Origin of the sequence: Nonomuraea sp. NPDC050680 (assembly GCF_040654555.1) — a bacterium.
Classification (GTDB): domain Bacteria; phylum Actinomycetota; class Actinomycetes; order Streptosporangiales; family Streptosporangiaceae; genus Nonomuraea.
The window spans coordinates 343,175-360,529 of sequence record NZ_JBFAIF010000004.1 but is presented as its reverse complement, the minus strand read 5'-3'; the positions used below and the strand labels follow the sequence as shown (position 1 = coordinate 360,529).

The window sequence follows — 17,355 nt, the reverse complement described above, 5'->3', positions numbered from 1 at the left end:
CAGAGCTAGTTAAGTCATTCGCAAGAAGCATGCCCATAATTTGGGCATGCCGTCGATGAGTGAGCTGAGAGCAGGAGATCCCGCCGGTCTCGGAGGTTATGAGATCCGCGGACGGCTGGGAGAAGGCGGACAAGGCGTCGTTTATCTGGGCGTCGACGAGCAGGGCGGCCAGGCCGCCATCAAGTGGTTACGCCCGAACCTGGCGGGCGACGTGGTCGCGGCCGAGCGGTTCGCGCGGGAAGCGGCCGTGGCGCAGCGGGTGGCGCCGTTCTGCACCGCGAAGGTGCTGGCGACCGGAGTGCACGAGGAGCGGCCGTTCATCGTCAGCGAGTACGTCGATGGGCCGCCGCTGCGGCAGGTGGTGACCGAGGAGGGGCCGCGCGCGGACGCCGCTTTGTACCGGCTGGCCATCGGGAGCGTCACCGCACTGGCCGCCATCCACCAGGCGGGCATCGTGCACCGCGACTTCAGCCCGAACAACGTGCTGCTCGCCGGCGAAGGTCCCCGGGTGATCGACTTTGGCATCGCCAAGGCGCTCGACGCCACTTCGACGATCACCTCCACCCCGGTGGGGACGCCCGCGTTCATGGCGCCGGAGCAGGTTCTGGGACACCCCGTGGGGCCGGCCGCGGACATGTTCGCGTGGGGGAGCACCATCGTGTTCGCCGCCACCGGCACCGGGCCGTTCGAGGCGGAGTCGGTGCCGCAGATCGTCGACCAGGTGCTCTACAACGAGCCCGACCTGTCCTCGCTGACCGGGCCGTTGCGCGAGCTCGTGGCCGCCTGCCTGTCCAAGGACCCCGTCCGGCGGCCCACCGCCGAGCAGGTGATCATGCGGCTGCTGGAGCATCCCACGTCGAATCCCGCGGAGTTGGAGCAGGCGGCCGCCGTGGTCGGCGGCCTCCCGTCTCACCCCCCGGTTCCGCCTCAGCCCCCGTCTCACCCCTCGGCAGCGCCGCCTCCGCCTCCGTTTCAGCCTCAGCCTCCGTCCCAGCCGGGGTCGGGGCCCCCGTATGGACAGCCCTCATACGGTCAGGTCCCGTACGCGCAGCCGGGGCCGTACCCTCAAGGGCCATACCCCCAGGCTCCGTACGCGGAGTCGGGACCGTACTCCCCAGGACCGCAACCACAGCCGGGGCCATACCCCCAGGGACCGCAACCGCAGGCAGCGCACCCGTACGGGCCACCATTCCAAGGTCCGTCTCCACAGGGCCCGTCTCCACAGGGCCCGCCACTACAAGGCCCGCCACTACAAGGTCCGCAAGCACAGTCGGGGCCGCACCAGCAGCCGCCGTGGGTCCCCCCGGCCACGCAGGGGCAGCCCCCGCAGTACGGCTCCGGCCCGCAGGTGCCGTCACCCCGATCGGGCGGCAAGAAGAGCTATGTGGTGGCGGCGATCGCCGCGGTCGTGGCCATTGTCGCGACCATCGCCGTGGTGGCCGTCGCGCTGACCAATCTGCCCGGCCCGTCGACCCCGACACCGAGCGCCGAAGGTGCGGCCACATCCGCGGCCCCTGCGGTCGTTCCCACCGCGAACCTGGTCACCTCAACGCTTCCCGGCACCGACGCGGTCATCTACGAGAATCCGGGCGATGCCGTCAGACTCACCACCTACCTGGTCCGCGACGCCAAGACCCAGGACTGGATCTACTACGCCCGGGACTCGCTGGCCGGACCGTTCACGAAATATCCAGACATGTGGGAAAGCATGCTGTCGCCCAACGGCCGGTACCTGGCCCAGCGCGGCAAGAAGTTCGCCGACGGCTACGACAGCGTCAAGATCACCGACAAGGTGTCGGGTGAGGCGTTCACGGTCAAGACCTCACGCCAGCCGCTCAGCGCGTACGTGCAGGGCTGGTCGCGTGACAGCGGCCGCCTGCTGTTCAACGTCGGCAACCCGGTGAAGGGCGTCTGGCAGTCGACCGGGTTCGCGATCGTGACCGTCGCCACCAGGCAGGCCACGGTCGCCTCGCTCAGGGAGGGCTCGCTGCACGGCATCCGTTATGGCTTCGACCAGGCCGACACGGGCGTGGTGGCCCTGTCCAACGACGCCAAGCAGCAGGCGCTGCGTTTCTTCGACGAGAACGGGCTGCGGCTGCGCCGGATCCCGAACGTGGGCCCGGGCATCGCCGAGTCGCTGTTCTCGCCGTCGGGCAAGCAGTTCGTCACCAACTGCCCCGGCCTGGGCAGCGGCAACAACTGCGTCTACGACACCCAGACCGGCGCCGAGCTGAAGCGCTTCGAGTCGCCCTGCACCGGCCTGGCCACCTGGTACGACGACAGCCACCTGGTCTGCTGGACAAGGCCCGACGCGAGCGCGGAGAAGCAGCAGATACAGGTGGTCGATTTCACGGGCACCGCGGTGCGCCTGCTGGCCGAGATACCGACGAACAGCTCGAACATGGACGTGATCTACACCTTCCCGCGTCGAAACTAGCCCCGTTTTCGCACATCCCCGAAACTAGTCCTGTTTTCCGCACCTCACCGGACCTGGCCCTGGCTTCCGCACACCACCGCAACGAGCCCTGTTTTGCGCACGTCGCTGTCCGCGAGCTGAACCGATCACATCGAGTGCTGGATCAGCCATAGCGGCTGACCCGCGACAGAGCGCTATGTGTGGAAACGGCGCTAGCGGACGCGACCCCTGGGCCGCAGTCGGGTGCCGGGCAGGACGGGCGCGGGGAGCGGCCCGCCGTCGAACCCCTCGACGGTGCCGAACCCCTCGCCCTCCATCCACTCCTTGCGGAACGCGACGATCTCGTCGTGGTCGCGGCCGACGAAGTTCCACCACATCACGATCTCCTCGCCGAACGGCTCGCCGCCGATCAGCAGCACCCGTCCGCGCCCGCTCAACCGCAACAGGCTGCGGCCCGGCGGTAGATAGAGCAGCGGTCCCGCCTCCAGCGGCTCGACCTCCCCGTCGAGCAGCAGCACCCCGTGCTCGAAGCCGGGGTCGAGCGGCACCTCGGCGCTCCCTTCGACGGCCACCTCGGCGCCCACCAAGGGGCTGTAGGTGGTCGCGGGCGAGGTAACGCCGCCGAGCGACCCCATGATCACCGTAGCGTCGAATCCGGGGCCGGACCGTACGGGCAGTGACGCGTGGTGCTCGAACCCGGGCCCGGTCCGCCGGTCCGCGCCGGGCAGCGTCACCCACAGCTGAACGCCGTGCAGCAGCGTCTCGGGCGACTCCTCCGAGTGGGAGATGCCGCGCCCGGCGGTCATCAGGTTCAGCTGGCCGGGGCGTACCTCCTGGAGGCTGCCGACACTGTCGCGGTGCAGTACTTCGCCGGCGAGCAGCCAGCTCACGGTCTGCAGGCCGGTGTGCGGATGCGGAGGCACCCGCATCACCGCCACCTCGGGGCCGTAGGCGTCCACGAAGCACCACGCGCCGATCATGCGGCGGTGCGCGTTGGGCAGTGTCCTGCTCACCGACATGCCGCGCGGGCCGCCCAGCGGCACCGCGCGCCCGGCGAGCAGTTCGGTCTCACCACCGCTCCCGGCGCCGCAGCGGATCTCGTTGGGGTCCTGCTCCAGGTTGCTCACGTAATGAACTGTACGACGGCACTGTACGACGCCATGGATCAGCTTTCAGCAGGGGCGGTGCGGCAGGGAGAGTGGGAGCGGAAGCGGGGCGGAGTACGACGGCATGGATCAGCTCCCGGCGGGAGCGGGGGCGCGGCGGCGGACCAGGAGCGACTGCGCGATGCCCACCACGACGACCGCGAGCGGGAAGACGGTGCCGACCAGCAGTCCGGCACGGAGTCCGGAGCCATCGCCGAGTAGGCCTCCTTGGGTGAGGGCGCCGTCGCCGAGCAGGCCACCTTGGGCGACGGCGCCCGCCAGCCACGGACCCGCCGCCGCCCCCGCGTCGCCGAACATCGCCAGGACCCCGAACATCGCGGTCCCGCCCAGCGGGAAGCGGGCGGCCGTCAGGCTGAACGTCCCCGGCCACATCAGGCTGACCGCCAGCCCGCACAGCGCACACCCGACCAGGCTGAGCACCGGGTCCCGGGCCAGGGCGGCGGTGAGGTAGCAGGCGGTGGCCAGCACACCGCAGGCGATCACGGCCGGCAGCAGGGGAATCCGGCTCCCCCAGAGACCGTAGGCGATCCGGCCGAACCCCATGAGCACCGCGAACAGGCACGGTCCCGCGAGGTCCCCCCACACCTTGGCCACACCCAGCCCCTGCTCGGCGAAGAGCGAGGACCACTGCGACATGGTCAGCTCGGCCGCGCCCGCGCAGAGCATCAGCAGCAGCGCCGCAGCGAAGGACGGGGTCCGCAGCAGCGCCCCGAGCCCGGTCCGGTGCTCGTCGGGCACCGTCGCGGGCAGCGGGACCCGCAGGAAGAGCACAAGGCCGGCCAATGGTACGAGCGCCCACAGCAGCGGCAGCGCCTGCCAGGCCGCGTCGCCGACCCAGGCCAGCACCAGCGTCGTGCCCAGCACGACGGCGACCTGGCCCCAGCAGTAGAAGGAGTGCAACAGGCTCATCCTGGCGGCCCGGTGCTCAGCCGGCGCGGGCAGGGCGTCCACCACCGGGCTGACCAGGACCTCCAGCAGACCGCCGCCTATCCCGTAGACCACCACCGCCACGGCCAGCCCCGCGTATGGCGACGGCAGCGCCGACGGAGCGACCGACAGCAGTGCCAGCCCGGCCACGCTGAACACGTGCGCCAGCACCAGGGGCACCCGGTAACCCGTCCGGTCCACCACCTTGACCGCGATCAGGTCGGTGATGAGCTGAGTGGCGAAGTTGAGCAGGACCAGGCGGCCCAGCATCTCGTACGGCACCTGGTAGCGCGTCTGGAAGACGATGAACAGCAGCGGCGCCAGGTTGTTGACGATGGCCTGGGTGACATATCCGGCGTAGCAGGCCCGCCGGGTGTGGTCGAAGGAGGTCAGCCCAGGGTCTCCCACCAGCCGTCGACGGCCGGAGCGCCGTCGGTGTCCACGGCCTCACCGGGGCGCGGCACCACGATCTCGACGTCGCGGGCCTTCGCCTCGCGCCACAGCCGCTCCACCGGCTCCGACCACGGGTGCAGCGCCAACGTGAACGTCGCCCAGTGCACCGGCAGCAGCAGCCTGCCGCCCAGGTCGAGGTGGGCGTTGATCGCCTCTTCCGGGTTCATGTGGATGTCGGGCCAGGAGGGGCTGTAGGCGCCGATCGGCATCAGCGTCAGGTCGAACGGGCCGTGCGCCGACCCGATGCCCCGGTAGCCCTCGAAGTAGCCGGAGTCGCCCGCGTAGAAGACCCGCTTGTTCGCTCCGGCCACCACCCAGGAGCCCCACAGCGTGTCGTTGCGGGTGAGCACGCGGCCGGAGAAATGGCGGGCGGCCGTCGCGATGAAGCGCAGCCCGGCCACCTCGGCCTCCTCGTTCCAGTCGAGCTCGATGATCCGGTAGGCGGGCACGCCCCACCGCTCCAGGTGGGCGCCGATGCCCAGCGGCACCAGGAACGGCGCCTTCTGCGTCGCGGTGAGCGAGCGCACGGTCCCCATGTCGAGGTGGTCGTAGTGGTCGTGTGAGATCGCGATCACGTCGACCTGCGGCAACCGGTTCAGCGGGATGGGCACCGGGTGGTGCCGCTTCGGCCCGACAAGCTGCGACGGAGACGGCCGCCTGCTCCACACCGGGTCGAACAGCACTCGACGCCCCTCGATCTCCACCAGCGTGGAGGCGTGGCCGTACCAGATCGCTCTCAGCCCGGTCGGCGACGGGTCACCGGTCGGCGGGACGCGCAGCGGAACGGGGCCGGACGGGCGGCGCTGGTCCCTGTCCTTGGACATCTCGCGCAGCAGACCCGCGGGTGGCGCGGACAGCATGGTGGTGGGTTCCGGCATCGGGTTGTAGAAGGCGCCGTCCTTGAACTGCGGCGAGCGCCGCACCCTGGCCGCCCGGTCCGGTCCCGAGGTCAAAGGCCGCACGCCCAGCTCGGCGGGCACGTCGCGCAGGGCCCAGCCCGCCGCGGCCAAGGCCGCCCCGCCTACGAGAAGCCGTCGTATCGTCCGCAGTCTCGCCATCGCTCACACTCCCCTGAAAGTCGGTCCACACCACTCAACTGATCGCGATATCTCCGATGTTCCCGATTTGGACGATATATCGCGATAGATTCAGACCGTCTTGATCGCGCCGCCGTCGATGACGTAATCGGCGCCGTTGACGCTCGCGGCGTGCGGTGAGGCCAGATAGGTCACCAGGGCGGCGACCTCCTGGGGAGCGACGAACCTACCCGTCGTCATCCCCGTGCTCGACGGCAGCCCGGCCAGGAGTTGGTCGTGCTCCAGGCCCATCTTGGCCGCGAGCGCCGCACCGTAACCGTTGGGGTCCTCCCACATCGAAGTGCGGCAGGCGCCGGGGGAGACGGTGTTGACCCGCACCCCCTGCGGCCCGAACTCCTCGGCCAGCGCCTTGCCGAAAGCGGTCAGCGCGGCCTTGGCCGTGGTGTAGACGATCGGGCCGGCGTGCGGCATGCGGGCGCCGTTGGAGGAGATGTTGACCACGGTCCCGCCCTGGCGCAGCAGGCTGGGCAGGGCGGCCTTGGTGGCGCGGACGGCACTGAGGAAGTTGAGGTCGTGGGCCTGGTGCCACTGCTCCTCGGTGAAGCCCAGGAACCCGTCCAGTTGTCCCTCGCCACCGTCGCCGCCGCCGACGTTGTTGACCAGCAGGTCGATCTCGCCCAACTCGGCCAGGGCGGTGCCGATCAGCTCGGCCGGGCCTTCGGCGCTGGACAGGTCGACCGCGATCGCCGTGGCGCCGGTCTCCTTCAGCTCGGGCGAGATCGTCCGCGAACCGGCCACCACCCGCATCCCCTCCGCTCGCAGCGCGGCGACGATGGCGAGACCGAGGCCCCTGCTGGCGCCGGTGACGACGGCGGTCTTGCCGGTGAGTCGCATGTCCATGATGATGGATTCCTCCGTAAGTGCATCGCTGGTGATGCCAAGAACGTAGCACTTGCAACATCAGTGTTGCAAGTCCGGGGTGTATGGTTGCACTGTGGAAGCGAGTCAGCAGGGGCGCGCGCTGCGTTCCGACGCCGAACGGACCGTACGCACGATCCTGGAGGCGGCCGAGCGCGTGCTCAGCAAGAATCCGTCGGCCAGCATGGAGCAGATCGCCGAGGCGGCCGGGGTCGCCCGCACGACCGTGCACCGGCGTTTCGCGTCCCGCGATGCCCTGGTCAGTGCGATGGAGGGGTGGGCGACGCGGCAGTTCGCGGCGGCGGTCGACTCCGCCAACCCCGAGACCGCGCCGCCGCTGGTCGCGCTCTACCAGGTCACGGCCAGCGTGCTGCGGGTGAAGATCGATTGGGGATTCGCGATGAGCCGCGCGTCGTCGGATCCCGAGGTGGCCCGCGTGCACTCGGAGGTCGAGGACAGGTGCGAGCGGCTGTTCCTCAAGGCGCAGGCCACCGGGCTGCTGCGGGCCGACGTGGATCCGGCTTGGGCCAGGCGCGTCTACTACGCGCTGATCCACGAGGCCGCGCAGAGCCAGGGCGACGACGCCGACACCCTGGCCACACTCCTGGTCGACACTCTGCTACGTGGTGTGGGCACTGACCGGGGCTTGGGTTAGTCGTTCTGCCCGCAGTCCAGGGGCCGGATGCCGATGGGCGGGCTCAGGCGGGAATGTGCGCGTACGGGCTGATGTCGATGGGTGGCGTCTCGCCTAGTGCGAGCGCGGCGGCGATCTGGCCGGTGAACGGGCCGGCCGTCAGGCCGTACGCGCCCAGGCCCGTCGCCACCACCACCCGCTCGGTGAGCCGGTCGATGAGCGCCGTGCCCGCCGCGTACACCGGACGCAGGCCCACCCTCGTCTCCACCACCCTCGCGCCGTCCAAGCCGGGCGCCAGCAGCAGGCCCGCCGCCAGCACCTCGTGGACGCCGCCGATGGTGACGTACGGCGAGAACCCGGCGTCCTCCACGGTCGCGCCGACCACCAGCCGCGAGCCGGGGAACCCCAGCAGGTACGGCCCGCTCCGGGGCAGCACGATCGGCCAGGAGGTGGTGTCCACACCGTCGAGGGCGGCATGCACGATCTGCCCCCGCCTGGGGAACACCGGGATCTCCACCCCCAGTCCCCGGCAAACCTCCCCGCTCCAGGCCCCGGCGGCCACGATCACCACATCCGCCGCCACCCGCACCCCGGCCTCCTCGCCCGGCGCGAGGACCCTCTGACTGGGCATCCCTGGTCCCTCAGCCGGGGACCTGAACCTGTCGCTGGGGATTCCTGCTCCATCGCCCGGCGCGAGGATCCTCTCGCTGGGGGTCCCTGGTCCTTCGGCTGAGGACTTGAGCCTGTTGCTCGGTATCCCCGCCTCCCCGAACTGCGGCTCCGTGGTCGGCTCCGGGACGGACGTGCCGGTGGTGGTGCGGAGGAGCAGGTCGCCGTCGGGGGTGAGGGTCGCGGTGCCCGTACGGAGGTCGGCGCCTTGGCGGACGGCGGCGCGGAGGAGGGCATCACGTACCGCCCGACCGTCCACTCGAGCGGCCCCCGGCACGTGGATCGCGCTCAGACCCTCCCTGAGCGGCGGGAACAGTGCCGACGGAGCTGCCACATCCGTGATGTCCCCCATTTCGGGTGCCTGCGGACGGCGGCGCAGCAGGAGGGCGCGTACCGGATCCAGTTCGGCCGGATCCGGGGCCACCAGCAGCGCCCCCACTCGCGCGTACCCGATGTCCTCGCCCAGCGCCGAGACCAGGGCCGGGTAGCGGTGAGCCCCCTCACGAGCCAGCGCGTACCAGGCGTCGTCGTCGGCATGGTCCACCCAGGGGCACACGATCCCCGCGCCGGCCTCCGTCGCCCGCCCGGTGAAAGCCCCGTCCACCACCGTCACGGAGACCCCGCGCCCGCTCAGGTGCCAGGCCGCGGCCGCTCCGACGATCCCGCTTCCGATCACCGCAACACGCATGTGCCCATGATCTCAGCCAGGGGGACGCCGAACGAAGCGGGTCAGCCGCCTGCGGTCCAGCCGTACGCCTTCATGAGGTGGCTCGCCACGCGGGCGAACCGGGTGCCGTCGAGCACCGCGCCCTCACGCCTGATGTCGTCCTCGTCCAGGGCGAACACGCGGTCCAGCCGCAGGTATGACGTCTTGCCGTCGCGCCCCCAGACGCCGACCTCCAGCCAGTCGGGGCCGTCGTCGCCCTGGCTGGACAGCATCATGCCCAGCAGCCTGCGGCCGGTGCGGCCCACGATCAGCAGCGGCCGGTCCTTGCCGCGCTCCGGATCCTCCTCGTAGGGCACCCACGCCCAGACGATCTCGCCGGGGTCGGCCAGCCCGTCGAGGTCGGGGGAGTAGGACAGGGTCGCCGCCTGGCTGAGCGAGTGGATCTCCCGCACCGCACCGCGGGCGGGCCGGGGGTCCTCACCTGAATCACGCACGCGAGGGAGCTTACGCCACCCGGCCGTCGTTGATCGAATCCGGTGCGGCTATCCCCGGATGCCACGAGGGCCCTGCGTCGGCGAGCCTGGAGGGGCGAGCAGGCGGCGCAGGGCCGCGGGGGTGCGACCGGCGTGGCGGCGGACCGTGCGGGTCAGATGGGCCTGATCGGCGAATCCCAGCTCGGCGGCCAGCAGCGCCAGGTTCGCCGCGCCGCCCTCCAGGTGGTCGAGAGCCCGTCCGACGCGCACCCGGTTGCGGTAGTGGGTCAGGGATATGCCGAGCTCTCGGGTGAAGGCCCGGCTCAGCTGGTACGGCGAGACGGCCAGGAACTCCGCCAGCGGCAGGAGCCCGTCGGCGGCGGGATGGCCTGCGGCGATGGCCTCCCGGGCACCTTCCACGATCATCTCCGAGCTCGCCGGAGCCCGGCCGCGCCGCACCGGCATGGGGGCGAGCTGGGCGAGGGCGGTGGACAGGAGGGGCAGCAGGGCTTCGGCGAGCTCGAAAGCCGTGTCGCCGGTGCGGGCGGCGGCCAGGAAGTGGCGGTGCGCCAGGTCGAGGCGGGCGTCCACGTAGACGGTGGAGCGGGAGGGCGCCATGTTGTCGCCCGCGAGCGAGCGCCACAGGTCCGGTGTCACGCACAGGGAGGTGCACACGTCGCCACCCCCCGGATGTGCGAAATGCTCCTCCTCGCCAGGAATGCCGAGATAGGCCATCGTCGGATCGACCACGGCGGCCCGACCGTCGGCCTTGCGGCGGAAGCGGCCGCGGCGCACCAGCACCACCCGGTAGTCGGAGCTCGTTTCGGGCGGCGACCACCTGCGGTGATCGTCGTGGCAGGTCACCGCGTCGAGGGTGAACCCGGGCCCGGTGCCGAGACGGACTGCTGAACGCACGTGCCGAACCCTACGCTCCGGCTACGACATTCCTGGCGCCGTCGCGCTGGCGCGGTGCCGCTCAGCGCCGTCGCCGCCAGTCCACGAACGCCCAGCGGTGTCGCAAGGATGTTCAAGACCCGGTCGCCCACCCCGCCCCACCCTGGACCCATGACAACCACCATCACGGTCTCCAGCGTGATCTTCGACTGCCAGAACCCGGCCGTCCTTGCCGACTTCTACGCCAAGGCCACCGGCGGCCGGATCAGCCACAGCGACGACGACTTCGCCACCGTCGAGGGCGGCCCCGTCGGGCTGGCTTTCCAGCGTGTCTCCGGCTACCGGAGCCCCGGCTGGCCCGACGACGCCAAGCACGTCCACCTCGACCTCCAGGTGACCGACGTCGAGATCGCCGTCAAGGAGCTGGTCGGGCTCGGTGCCGCCGTACCGGAGTTCCAGCCGGGTGGCGCCGACTGGACCGTGCTCACCGACCCTGAGGGCCACCCGTTCTGCGTCGCGGCAGGTGGCTGACCCCATGGCCGCCATTCACAAGGAGGCGCTGCTCGACGTCCCCGCCGAGCGGGTGTGGGCGGCTCTGCGCGAGGTCGGCCGGGTTGACCGGCTCGCGCCCGGGTTCGTGCTCGAGTGCCGCATGGAGGGTGATGTCAGGATCGTCACGTTCTTCAACGGAGCCGTCGCCCACGAGCTCATCGTGGACGTCGACGACGCGGCCCGCCGCATCGCCTACGCCATAGTCGACAGCCCGCTCGGGCTGCGGCACCACAACGCGTCCTCGACGGTGCTGGACGAGGGCGACGGCCGTTCGCGGTTCGTCTGGCACGCGGATCTCTATCCTGAGGAGGCGGTGCCCGTCGTCGCCGAGTTCATGGATCGGGGGCTGAGCGCCATGAAGAACTCCCTGATGTCCTCGGCGAGCAGCAGCGGCGCCTGAAGCGCGGCGTAGTGGCCGCCGGAGGGGAACTCCGACCAGCGCACCACGTTGTGCGCGACCTCGGCGTAGCGCCGCACCGAGCTGTCGCCGGGGAAGACCGCCACGGCGGTCGGCGTCCTGCCCGGCTCGGCGGGCGGCTCCCAGGCTGAGGCGCCCTCGCGGTAGAGGCGCGCGGAGGAGCCCGCCGTGTCCGTGAGCCAGTAGATCGTCACGTTGGTCAGGATGTCGTCGCGCGACAGGCCGCCGATGTCCTGGCCCCAGGAGGCGTAGGCGTCGAGGTTCCAGGCGAGCTGGCCGGTCGGCGAGTCGGCCAGGCCGTAGGCCAGGGTCTGCGGCCTGGTCCCCTGGATCATGGCGTACCCGGAGTAGTGGCGGTGCCAGCGCTCCACCCCCTTGGCCCGCTCCACCTCGGCCGCGCTCAGCCCGGCCTGGTCGTCGTTGATGAGCGTCGTGAGCGCGTTCAGGTGCACTCCGACGACGTGGTCGGGGTCGAGCCTGGCCACCTCCGGGGAGATCAGCGACCCGAAGTCGCCGCCCTGCGTGCCGTACCGCGCGTAACCGAGCCTGCTCATCAGCTCCGCCCAGGCGGCGGCGACGCGCCGTACGCCCCAGCCGGTCTCCGCCGTCGGTCCCGAGAAGGCGAAGCCGGGGATCGACGGGATGACCAGGTGGAAGTCGCGGCTGAGGGGTTCGGCGACGCGCGCGAAGTCGGCGAACGTGCTGGGCCATCCGTGCGTCAGCAGCAGCGGCAGGGCATCCTCGCGGGGGGAGCGCAGGTGCGCGAAGTGCACGCGCTGCCCGTCGATCATGGTCGTGTACTGCGGAAGGGCGTTCAGCCGGGCCTCGTGCGCACGCCAGGAATAGCCGTCGAGCCAGTAATCGGCCAGCTCGCGGACCGCTTCCGGCGGTACGCCGTACGACCAGCCCACGCCCTCCAGCGCGTCGGGCCAGCGAGTACGGCGCAGCCGCTCCGCCAGATCGGTCAACTCGGCCTGCGGGACATCGATCACGAATTTCTCCATGTCGCCAAGCTAGGCGGCATTGCGGCCAGGATCAGGACACAATTGCCCTCATGTTGGACACCTCGGCCAGGCTGCTCCGCCTGCTGTCCCTGCTGCAGGCGCGGCGCGACTGGCCCAGCGCCGACCTGGCCGAACGGCTCGGCGTCGCGGTCAGGACCGTGCGCCGCGACGTCGAGCGGCTGCGCGGCCTCGGCTATCCGGTCCACTCCACGCGGGGTGTCTCCGGTGGCTACCGGCTGGGCGCGGGCGCCGAACTGCCGCCGCTGCTGCTGGACGACGAGGAGGCCGTGGCCGTCGCCGTGGGCCTGCGCACGGCCGCCGGCGGCACGGTGACGGGCATCGAGGAGACGTCCCTGCGCGCGCTGGCCAAGCTGGAGCAGGTGCTGCCCGCCCGGCTGCGGCAGCGGGTCAACGCGCTGCAGACCCACACCGTGCCGATCACCCCCGACGGTCCGACGGTCGCTGCCGAGGTGCTGACCGCCGTGGCCGCCGCCTGCCGCGACCACGAGCAGCTCCGCTTCGACTACACCGGCCGCGACGGCGTCACCACCGAGCGCAAGGCCGAGCCGATCACCCTGGTCAACTGGTCGCGCCGCTGGTACCTGGTCGGCTGGGACGTCGACCGGCGGGACTGGCGCACCTACCGCGCCGACCGCCTGCGCCTGCGCACGCCGAACGGTCCCCGCTGCACGCCGCGCGAGCCGCCGGGGGGCGACGTCGCCGCCTGGGTCGAGCGCCGGCTGGGCCACGACATGTGGCCGATCCAGGCCCGCGTCCTGCTGTACGCCCCGGCCGATCAGGTCGCGGGCCGTACGGCGGGCGTCGTCGAGCCGGTCGGCGACGACACCTGTGTGCTCACCCTGCGCGGCGACGACCTGCATCTGATCGCCGTGGTGGTGGCCTTCCTCGACCTCGACTTCGAGGTGCTGGAGCCGGTCGAACTCAAGGAACGGCTGCGCGGGCTCGGGCGGCGCCTCACCACCCTCTAGAATCTCATTCTGTGACGTCAGCGTTCTTCACGCGTAAGACGGGCGAGTTCGTGCCCGCTCCGCGCGCCCGCAGCCCTTGGTCGCCCGACATGCTCCACGGCCGCCTGCTCGGGGGCCTGGCCGCCATGGCCGTCGAGCAGGAGTACGGTGAGCCGGACCTGCGGTTCGCCCGCCTCACCGTCGATCTGTTCCGCAACAGCCCGATGCTTGCGGTCACCGTCGAGACCGAGCTGGTCAGGGACGGGCGCCGGATCCGGGTGGCCGACGTGACGATCCGCACCGACCAGGGCGTGATCGGCCGGGCCAGTGCCGTACTGCTCAGGCAGGGCGAGCAGCCGGACGGCGAGCGGAACGACACGCCCGCGTGGGACGAGCCGCCGCCCGCCGGACCGCCTGTGACGGGCGGGGAGTGGGAGCCGCCGTTCCACCTGTGGCGGCTGACCGACTGGAGCGAGCCGGGCCCCAACCGGGTCTGGCTGCGCGAGACCCATCCGCTCGTGGACGACGAGCCGGTCACGCCGTTCACCAGGGTGGCGCTCGCGGCCGACTTCGCCAGCCCGCTCAGCACCGGCGGCACCGGCGGCGTGCACTTCATCAACGCCGACTACACGATCACGCTCGGCCGGGTCCCCGAGGGGGAACTGGTCGGCGTGGAGGCGACCGGGCACCTCAGCGACGGCGGCGTCGCCACAGGGCAGTGCACCCTGCACGACGCCGCCGGGCCGATCGGCTTCTGCCTCGTGACCGCCGTGGCCAACCCGATCCCCTTGCGGACCCGCTGAAAAGCTGAAGAACGGATCGGCTGAAAACTACGCGGGGCGCTCGGTGCGGTCGCCGGACCAGTCGGTGTGGTAGGCGCCCTCACGGTCCACCCGAAGGTAGGTGTGCGCGCCGAAGAAGTCGCGCAGCCCCTGGATCAGCGCGGCGGGCAGCCGCTCGCGGCGCAGCCCGTCGTAGTAGGCCAGCGCCGAGGAGAAGCCCGGCGTCGGCACGCCGATCTGCACCGCCGTGGTCACCACCCGGCGCCAGGACTCCTGCGCCAGGTTCAGCGCCGCCGCGAACGTCGGGTCGGCCAGCAGCGTCGGCAGCGCCCGGTCGGTGTCGTAGGCGGCGCGGATCCGGTCGAGGAAGCGGGCCCTGATGATGCAGCCGCCCCGCCAGATCGTGGCCATGGCGCCCAGGTCCAGGTCCCAGCCGTACTCCTTGGAGGCGGCGGCCATCTGGTCGAAGCCCTGCGCGTAGGCGACGATCTTGGAGGCGTACAGCGCCTGCCGTACGTCCTCGATCAGCTCCCGCCCGCCGACGCCCGACAGCTTCGGCCCCTCCAGGGACGCGGCCGCGGCGCGCTGCTCCGGGTGACCCGACAGCGCGCGGGCGAACACCGCCTCGGCGATGCCCGTCACCGGAACGCCCAGGTCGAGCGCGCCCTGCACGGTCCAGCGGCCGGTGCCCTTCTGCTCGGCCTGGTCCACCACGATGTCCACGAAGGGCTTGCCGGTGGCCGCGTCCACCTGGTCGAGCACCTCGGCGGTGATCTCGATCAGATAGGACTCCAGCTCGCCCTCGTTCCACTCGCGGAACACTCCGGCGAGCTCCGCCGGGGTGGCGCCGAGAGCCTGACGCAGCAGGTCGTAGGACTCGGCGATGAGCTGCATGTCCGAGTATTCGATGCCGTTGTGCACCATCTTGACGAAGTGTCCGGCACCGTCGGGACCCACGTGCACCGCGCACGGGACGCCGTCGACCTTGGCCGAGATGTCCTGCAAGATCGGGCCGAGCGCCTCCCACGACTCCTTGGAGCCGCCGGGCATGATGCTCGGGCCGTTGAGCGCGCCCTCCTCGCCGCCGGAGATGCCGGTGCCGACGAAGTGGATCCCCTTGTCGCGCAGGGCCGCCTCGCGCCGCCGGGTGTCGGCGAAGTGCGCGTTGCCGCCGTCGACGATCATGTCGCCCGGCTCCATCAGCTCGGCGAGCTGGTCGATCACCGCGTCGGTGCCCGGACCCGCCTTCACCATGATGATCGCCCGTCGCGGCCGCTTGAGCGAGGCCACGAAGTCCGCCAGCTCCTCCGACGGTACGAACGTGCCCTCTCCGCCGAACTCCTTGACGAGCTGCTGCGTCCGGCTGGGCGTGCGATTGTGCACGGCCACCGCGTAACCGTGCCTGGCCAGGTTGCGCGCCAGGTTCCTGCCCATGACCGCCAGGCCGGTGACCCCGATATCTGCCAAGTCCATATCAAGCTCCTCTGTGGGGGATACGCATGATCCAGCGGTAGAGGTTCGGCTGGATATTCCAATATTTCAGTCGCTTTGGCGTACGCCCAGTTCGTCGAGCCGATGCAGCATGTCGGCCGGGTCGGCGTACACGCGGAAAGCACCCGCGCGCTCCAGCTCATCCCTGCCGTATCCACCGGACAGCACCCCGATCCCGAGCGCCCCCGCACGGCGGGCGGCGAGCAGGTCCCAGACACTGTCTCCTACCACCATCGCATGCCGCACATCCATCTCCAGCAGCGCCGCACCCGCAAGGAACAGGTCGGGGTCCGGCTTGGCCCTGCGCACCAGGTCGCGGGTCACCATCGGGGTGTCCTCCGGCAGGCCCAGCATGCCCAGCGCGAGCCGGGCCGTACGCGCGTAACCGCTGGTCGCGATCGCCCACGGCACGCCGCGCCCGGTCAGCTCGCTCAGCAACTCGGCGGCGCCCGGCAGCGGGCGGACGGAGTCGATCTGCTCGGTGTAGGCGTCACCGTGGATCGTCTGCAACTCGTCGATCTGCTCCGCCGACAGTTTCAGCCCCGTCTCCCGCAGCAGCGCGCTCACGAACAGCCCGCCGCTCATCCCGATGCGGCGGTGGATGCGCCACACCGACAGGTCGATGCCCAGCCCGGACAGCGCCTGGCGCCAGGCGATGACATGCTGGTAGACGCTGTCGATCAAGGTGCCGTCGAGGTCGAAGAGGAACGCCGGTGTGGGTGCCTGCGGGAACGTGGGTGCGTGGGAGAACTCCGTCATGGCTCCATGACACCACGGCCGCCATGGACGTCCTCATCGCGGGCGGCCACGCCGCGTCCAATCCGACGAGGCGGTCATGCCAGAGTGAGGGAATGACGGAATATCGCGTACTCGGACATACCGGTCTCAAGGTCAGCCCTCTTTGCCTCGGCGCGATGATGTTCGGCGGGTTCGGCGAGGAGTCGGCCGAGAAGTCGGCCGACATCATCGACCGCGCCCTCGACTCGGGCATCAACTTCGTCGACACCGCCGACGTCTACTCGCGGGGCCAGTCGGAGGAGTTCGTCGGCCAGGCCCTGGCCAGGTCGGGCAGGCGAGACGACGTCGTTCTGGCCACCAAGTGCCACGGCGCCATGGGTGACGGCCCCAACGAGGGGGGCAACTCGAGGCGCTGGATCTTCCAGGCCGTCGAGAACAGCCTGCGCCGCCTCGGCACCGACTGGATCGACCTCTACCAGATCCACCGCCCCGACCCCGCCACCGACATCGACGAGACGCTCGGCGCCCTCACCGACCTCGTCCGGCAGGGCAAGGTCCGCTACATCGGCAGTTCCACCTTCCCCGCGCACCAGGTGGTCGAGGCCCAGTGGGCGGCCGAGCGGCGCGGGCTCGAACGCTTCGTCTGCGAGCAGCCCCCGTACTCCCTGCTCGCCCGCGGCATCGAGGCCGACGTGCTGCCCACCGTCCAGAAGTACGGCATGGGCGCCATCGTCTGGAGCCCGCTGGCGGGCGGCTGGCTGAGCGGCCGCTACCGCAAGAACCAGGAACTTCCGGAGAGCCGCCGCGCGAGCAGGCTGCCGCACCGCTACGACATGAAGCTGGAGGTCAACCAGCGCAAGCTCGACGCCGTCGAACAGCTCGCCGTCCTGGCCGAGGAGGCCGGGCACACGCTGATCGAGCTGGCCTTGGCGTTCACGATCAGGCACCCGGCGGTCACCTCGGCCATCATCGGGCCGCGCACGATGGAACACCTGGAGGGCCAGCTCTCCGCCCCCGATGTCCGGCTCGGCGACGACGTACTGGACAGGATCGACGCCATCGTGGCGCCGGGCGTCACCATCAACCCGGGCGACGAGGGCTGGCAGCCCCCGGAGCTGTCCGAGGCGAAACTCCGCCGGCGCCCCTGA

General features: G+C 71.1%; 17 protein-coding genes. 7 read left to right on the top strand and 10 right to left on the bottom strand.

Features of this window, described 5'->3' with window-relative positions; genetic code table 11:
- The first annotated feature begins 46 nt into the window (after nt 1-46).
- A complete protein-coding gene (locus AB0H88_RS17420; protein WP_357645448.1) occupies nt 47-2,437 on the top strand; it encodes a protein kinase in 2,391 nt (796 codons plus the stop codon).
- 191 nt (nt 2,438-2,628) lie between these two features.
- Here AB0H88_RS17420 and AB0H88_RS17415 read toward each other — a convergent pair whose 3' ends face one another.
- From AB0H88_RS17415 to AB0H88_RS17400, 4 genes are all read right to left on the bottom strand, one after another.
- Nucleotides 2,629-3,543, bottom strand: coding sequence for a pirin family protein (locus AB0H88_RS17415; RefSeq protein ID WP_357645446.1), 915 nt, complete (start codon nt 3,541-3,543; stop codon nt 2,629-2,631).
- Between the two features lie 108 nt (nt 3,544-3,651).
- Nucleotides 3,652-4,917 (bottom strand): MFS transporter, encoded by a 1,266-nt coding sequence (locus AB0H88_RS17410; protein ID WP_357645444.1) that lies wholly within the window; start codon nt 4,915-4,917, stop codon nt 3,652-3,654.
- Nucleotides 4,899-6,020 (bottom strand): MBL fold metallo-hydrolase, encoded by a 1,122-nt coding sequence (locus tag AB0H88_RS17405; protein ID WP_357645442.1) that lies wholly within the window; start codon nt 6,018-6,020, stop codon nt 4,899-4,901. The genes AB0H88_RS17410 and AB0H88_RS17405 overlap by 19 nt, the downstream gene beginning before the upstream one ends.
- Before the next feature lie 90 nt (nt 6,021-6,110).
- Entirely contained in the window at nt 6,111-6,899 is a 789-nt protein-coding gene (locus AB0H88_RS17400) for an SDR family oxidoreductase (protein ID WP_357645440.1), read from the bottom strand.
- Between the two features lie 94 nt (nt 6,900-6,993).
- Between AB0H88_RS17400 and AB0H88_RS17395 the strand changes: the two genes are divergently transcribed.
- Nucleotides 6,994-7,572 carry a helix-turn-helix domain-containing protein gene (locus AB0H88_RS17395; protein ID WP_357645438.1) on the top strand — a complete coding sequence of 193 codons (579 nt, stop codon included), beginning with the start codon at nt 6,994-6,996 and terminating at the stop codon, nt 7,570-7,572.
- Nucleotides 7,573-7,615: 43 nt separating this feature from the next.
- Here AB0H88_RS17395 and AB0H88_RS17390 read toward each other — a convergent pair whose 3' ends face one another.
- From AB0H88_RS17390 to AB0H88_RS17380, 3 genes are read right to left on the bottom strand one after another with little or no spacing between them, the layout of a single operon-like run.
- The gene (locus AB0H88_RS17390; protein ID WP_357645436.1) at nt 7,616-8,908 is read right to left on the bottom strand and encodes an FAD-dependent oxidoreductase; all 1,293 of its coding nucleotides are present in this window, start codon (nt 8,906-8,908) and stop codon (nt 7,616-7,618) included.
- Between the two features lie 41 nt (nt 8,909-8,949).
- On the bottom strand, nt 8,950-9,381 hold the full coding sequence (locus tag AB0H88_RS17385) for a type II toxin-antitoxin system PemK/MazF family toxin (protein WP_357645434.1): 432 nt from the start codon (nt 9,379-9,381) through the stop codon (nt 8,950-8,952).
- A 48-nt stretch (nt 9,382-9,429) separates the two neighbouring features.
- A complete protein-coding gene (locus tag AB0H88_RS17380) occupies nt 9,430-10,275 on the bottom strand; it encodes an AraC family transcriptional regulator (protein ID WP_357645433.1) in 846 nt (281 codons plus the stop codon).
- A gap of 150 nt (nt 10,276-10,425) precedes the next feature.
- Between AB0H88_RS17380 and AB0H88_RS17375 the strand changes: the two genes are divergently transcribed.
- A complete protein-coding gene (locus AB0H88_RS17375; RefSeq protein WP_357645431.1) occupies nt 10,426-10,785 on the top strand; it encodes a VOC family protein in 360 nt (119 codons plus the stop codon).
- Nucleotides 10,786-10,789: 4 nt separating this feature from the next.
- Nucleotides 10,790-11,206, top strand: a complete 417-nt coding sequence (locus AB0H88_RS17370) for an SRPBCC family protein (RefSeq protein WP_357645429.1) — start codon at nt 10,790-10,792, stop codon at nt 11,204-11,206.
- Here the strand turns inward: AB0H88_RS17370 and AB0H88_RS17365 are convergent.
- Nucleotides 11,104-12,228 (bottom strand): epoxide hydrolase family protein, encoded by a 1,125-nt coding sequence (locus AB0H88_RS17365; RefSeq protein WP_357645427.1) that lies wholly within the window; start codon nt 12,226-12,228, stop codon nt 11,104-11,106. The two genes, AB0H88_RS17370 and AB0H88_RS17365, sit on opposite strands and share 103 nt — an antisense overlap.
- Nucleotides 12,229-12,278: 50 nt before the next feature.
- Here AB0H88_RS17365 and AB0H88_RS17360 point away from each other — a divergent pair, with 50 nt between their 5' ends.
- Together AB0H88_RS17360 and AB0H88_RS17355 are read left to right on the top strand one after the other, a co-directional pair.
- Nucleotides 12,279-13,217 (top strand): YafY family protein, encoded by a 939-nt coding sequence (locus tag AB0H88_RS17360; RefSeq protein ID WP_357645426.1) that lies wholly within the window; start codon nt 12,279-12,281, stop codon nt 13,215-13,217.
- Between the two features lie 11 nt (nt 13,218-13,228).
- Entirely contained in the window at nt 13,229-13,999 is a 771-nt protein-coding gene (locus AB0H88_RS17355; protein ID WP_357645424.1) for a thioesterase family protein, read from the top strand.
- A 27-nt stretch (nt 14,000-14,026) separates the two neighbouring features.
- Here AB0H88_RS17355 and gndA read toward each other — a convergent pair whose 3' ends face one another.
- Nucleotides 14,027-15,451, bottom strand: a complete 1,425-nt coding sequence (gene gndA, locus AB0H88_RS17350) for an NADP-dependent phosphogluconate dehydrogenase (RefSeq protein ID WP_357645422.1) — start codon at nt 15,449-15,451, stop codon at nt 14,027-14,029.
- Nucleotides 15,452-15,517: 66 nt separating this feature from the next.
- Nucleotides 15,518-16,228, bottom strand: a complete 711-nt coding sequence (locus AB0H88_RS17345) for an HAD family hydrolase (protein WP_357645420.1) — start codon at nt 16,226-16,228, stop codon at nt 15,518-15,520.
- A 92-nt stretch (nt 16,229-16,320) separates the two neighbouring features.
- Here AB0H88_RS17345 and AB0H88_RS17340 point away from each other — a divergent pair, with 92 nt between their 5' ends.
- Nucleotides 16,321-17,355, top strand: coding sequence for an aldo/keto reductase (locus tag AB0H88_RS17340; RefSeq protein ID WP_357645418.1), 1,035 nt, complete (start codon nt 16,321-16,323; stop codon nt 17,353-17,355).

Excerpts from the sequence above, each read along its gene's own strand:
- AB0H88_RS17420 (WP_357645448.1), top strand. The coding sequence starts at position 47 with ATGCCGTCGATGAGTGAGCTGAGAGCAGGAGATCCCGCCGGTCTCGGA.
- AB0H88_RS17405 (WP_357645442.1), bottom strand. The coding sequence starts at position 6,020 with ATGGCGAGACTGCGGACGATACGACGGCTTCTCGTAGGCGGGGCGGCC.
- AB0H88_RS17400 (WP_357645440.1), bottom strand. The coding sequence starts at position 6,899 with ATGGACATGCGACTCACCGGCAAGACCGCCGTCGTCACCGGCGCCAGC.
- AB0H88_RS17390 (WP_357645436.1), bottom strand. The coding sequence starts at position 8,908 with ATGCGTGTTGCGGTGATCGGAAGCGGGATCGTCGGAGCGGCCGCGGCC.
- AB0H88_RS17375 (WP_357645431.1), top strand. The coding sequence starts at position 10,426 with ATGACAACCACCATCACGGTCTCCAGCGTGATCTTCGACTGCCAGAAC.
- AB0H88_RS17370 (WP_357645429.1), top strand. The coding sequence starts at position 10,790 with ATGGCCGCCATTCACAAGGAGGCGCTGCTCGACGTCCCCGCCGAGCGG.
- AB0H88_RS17365 (WP_357645427.1), bottom strand. The coding sequence starts at position 12,228 with ATGGAGAAATTCGTGATCGATGTCCCGCAGGCCGAGTTGACCGATCTG.
- AB0H88_RS17360 (WP_357645426.1), top strand. The coding sequence starts at position 12,279 with ATGTTGGACACCTCGGCCAGGCTGCTCCGCCTGCTGTCCCTGCTGCAG.
- gndA (WP_357645422.1), bottom strand. The coding sequence starts at position 15,451 with ATGGACTTGGCAGATATCGGGGTCACCGGCCTGGCGGTCATGGGCAGG.
- AB0H88_RS17345 (WP_357645420.1), bottom strand. The coding sequence starts at position 16,228 with ATGACGGAGTTCTCCCACGCACCCACGTTCCCGCAGGCACCCACACCG.
- AB0H88_RS17340 (WP_357645418.1), top strand. The coding sequence starts at position 16,321 with ATGACGGAATATCGCGTACTCGGACATACCGGTCTCAAGGTCAGCCCT.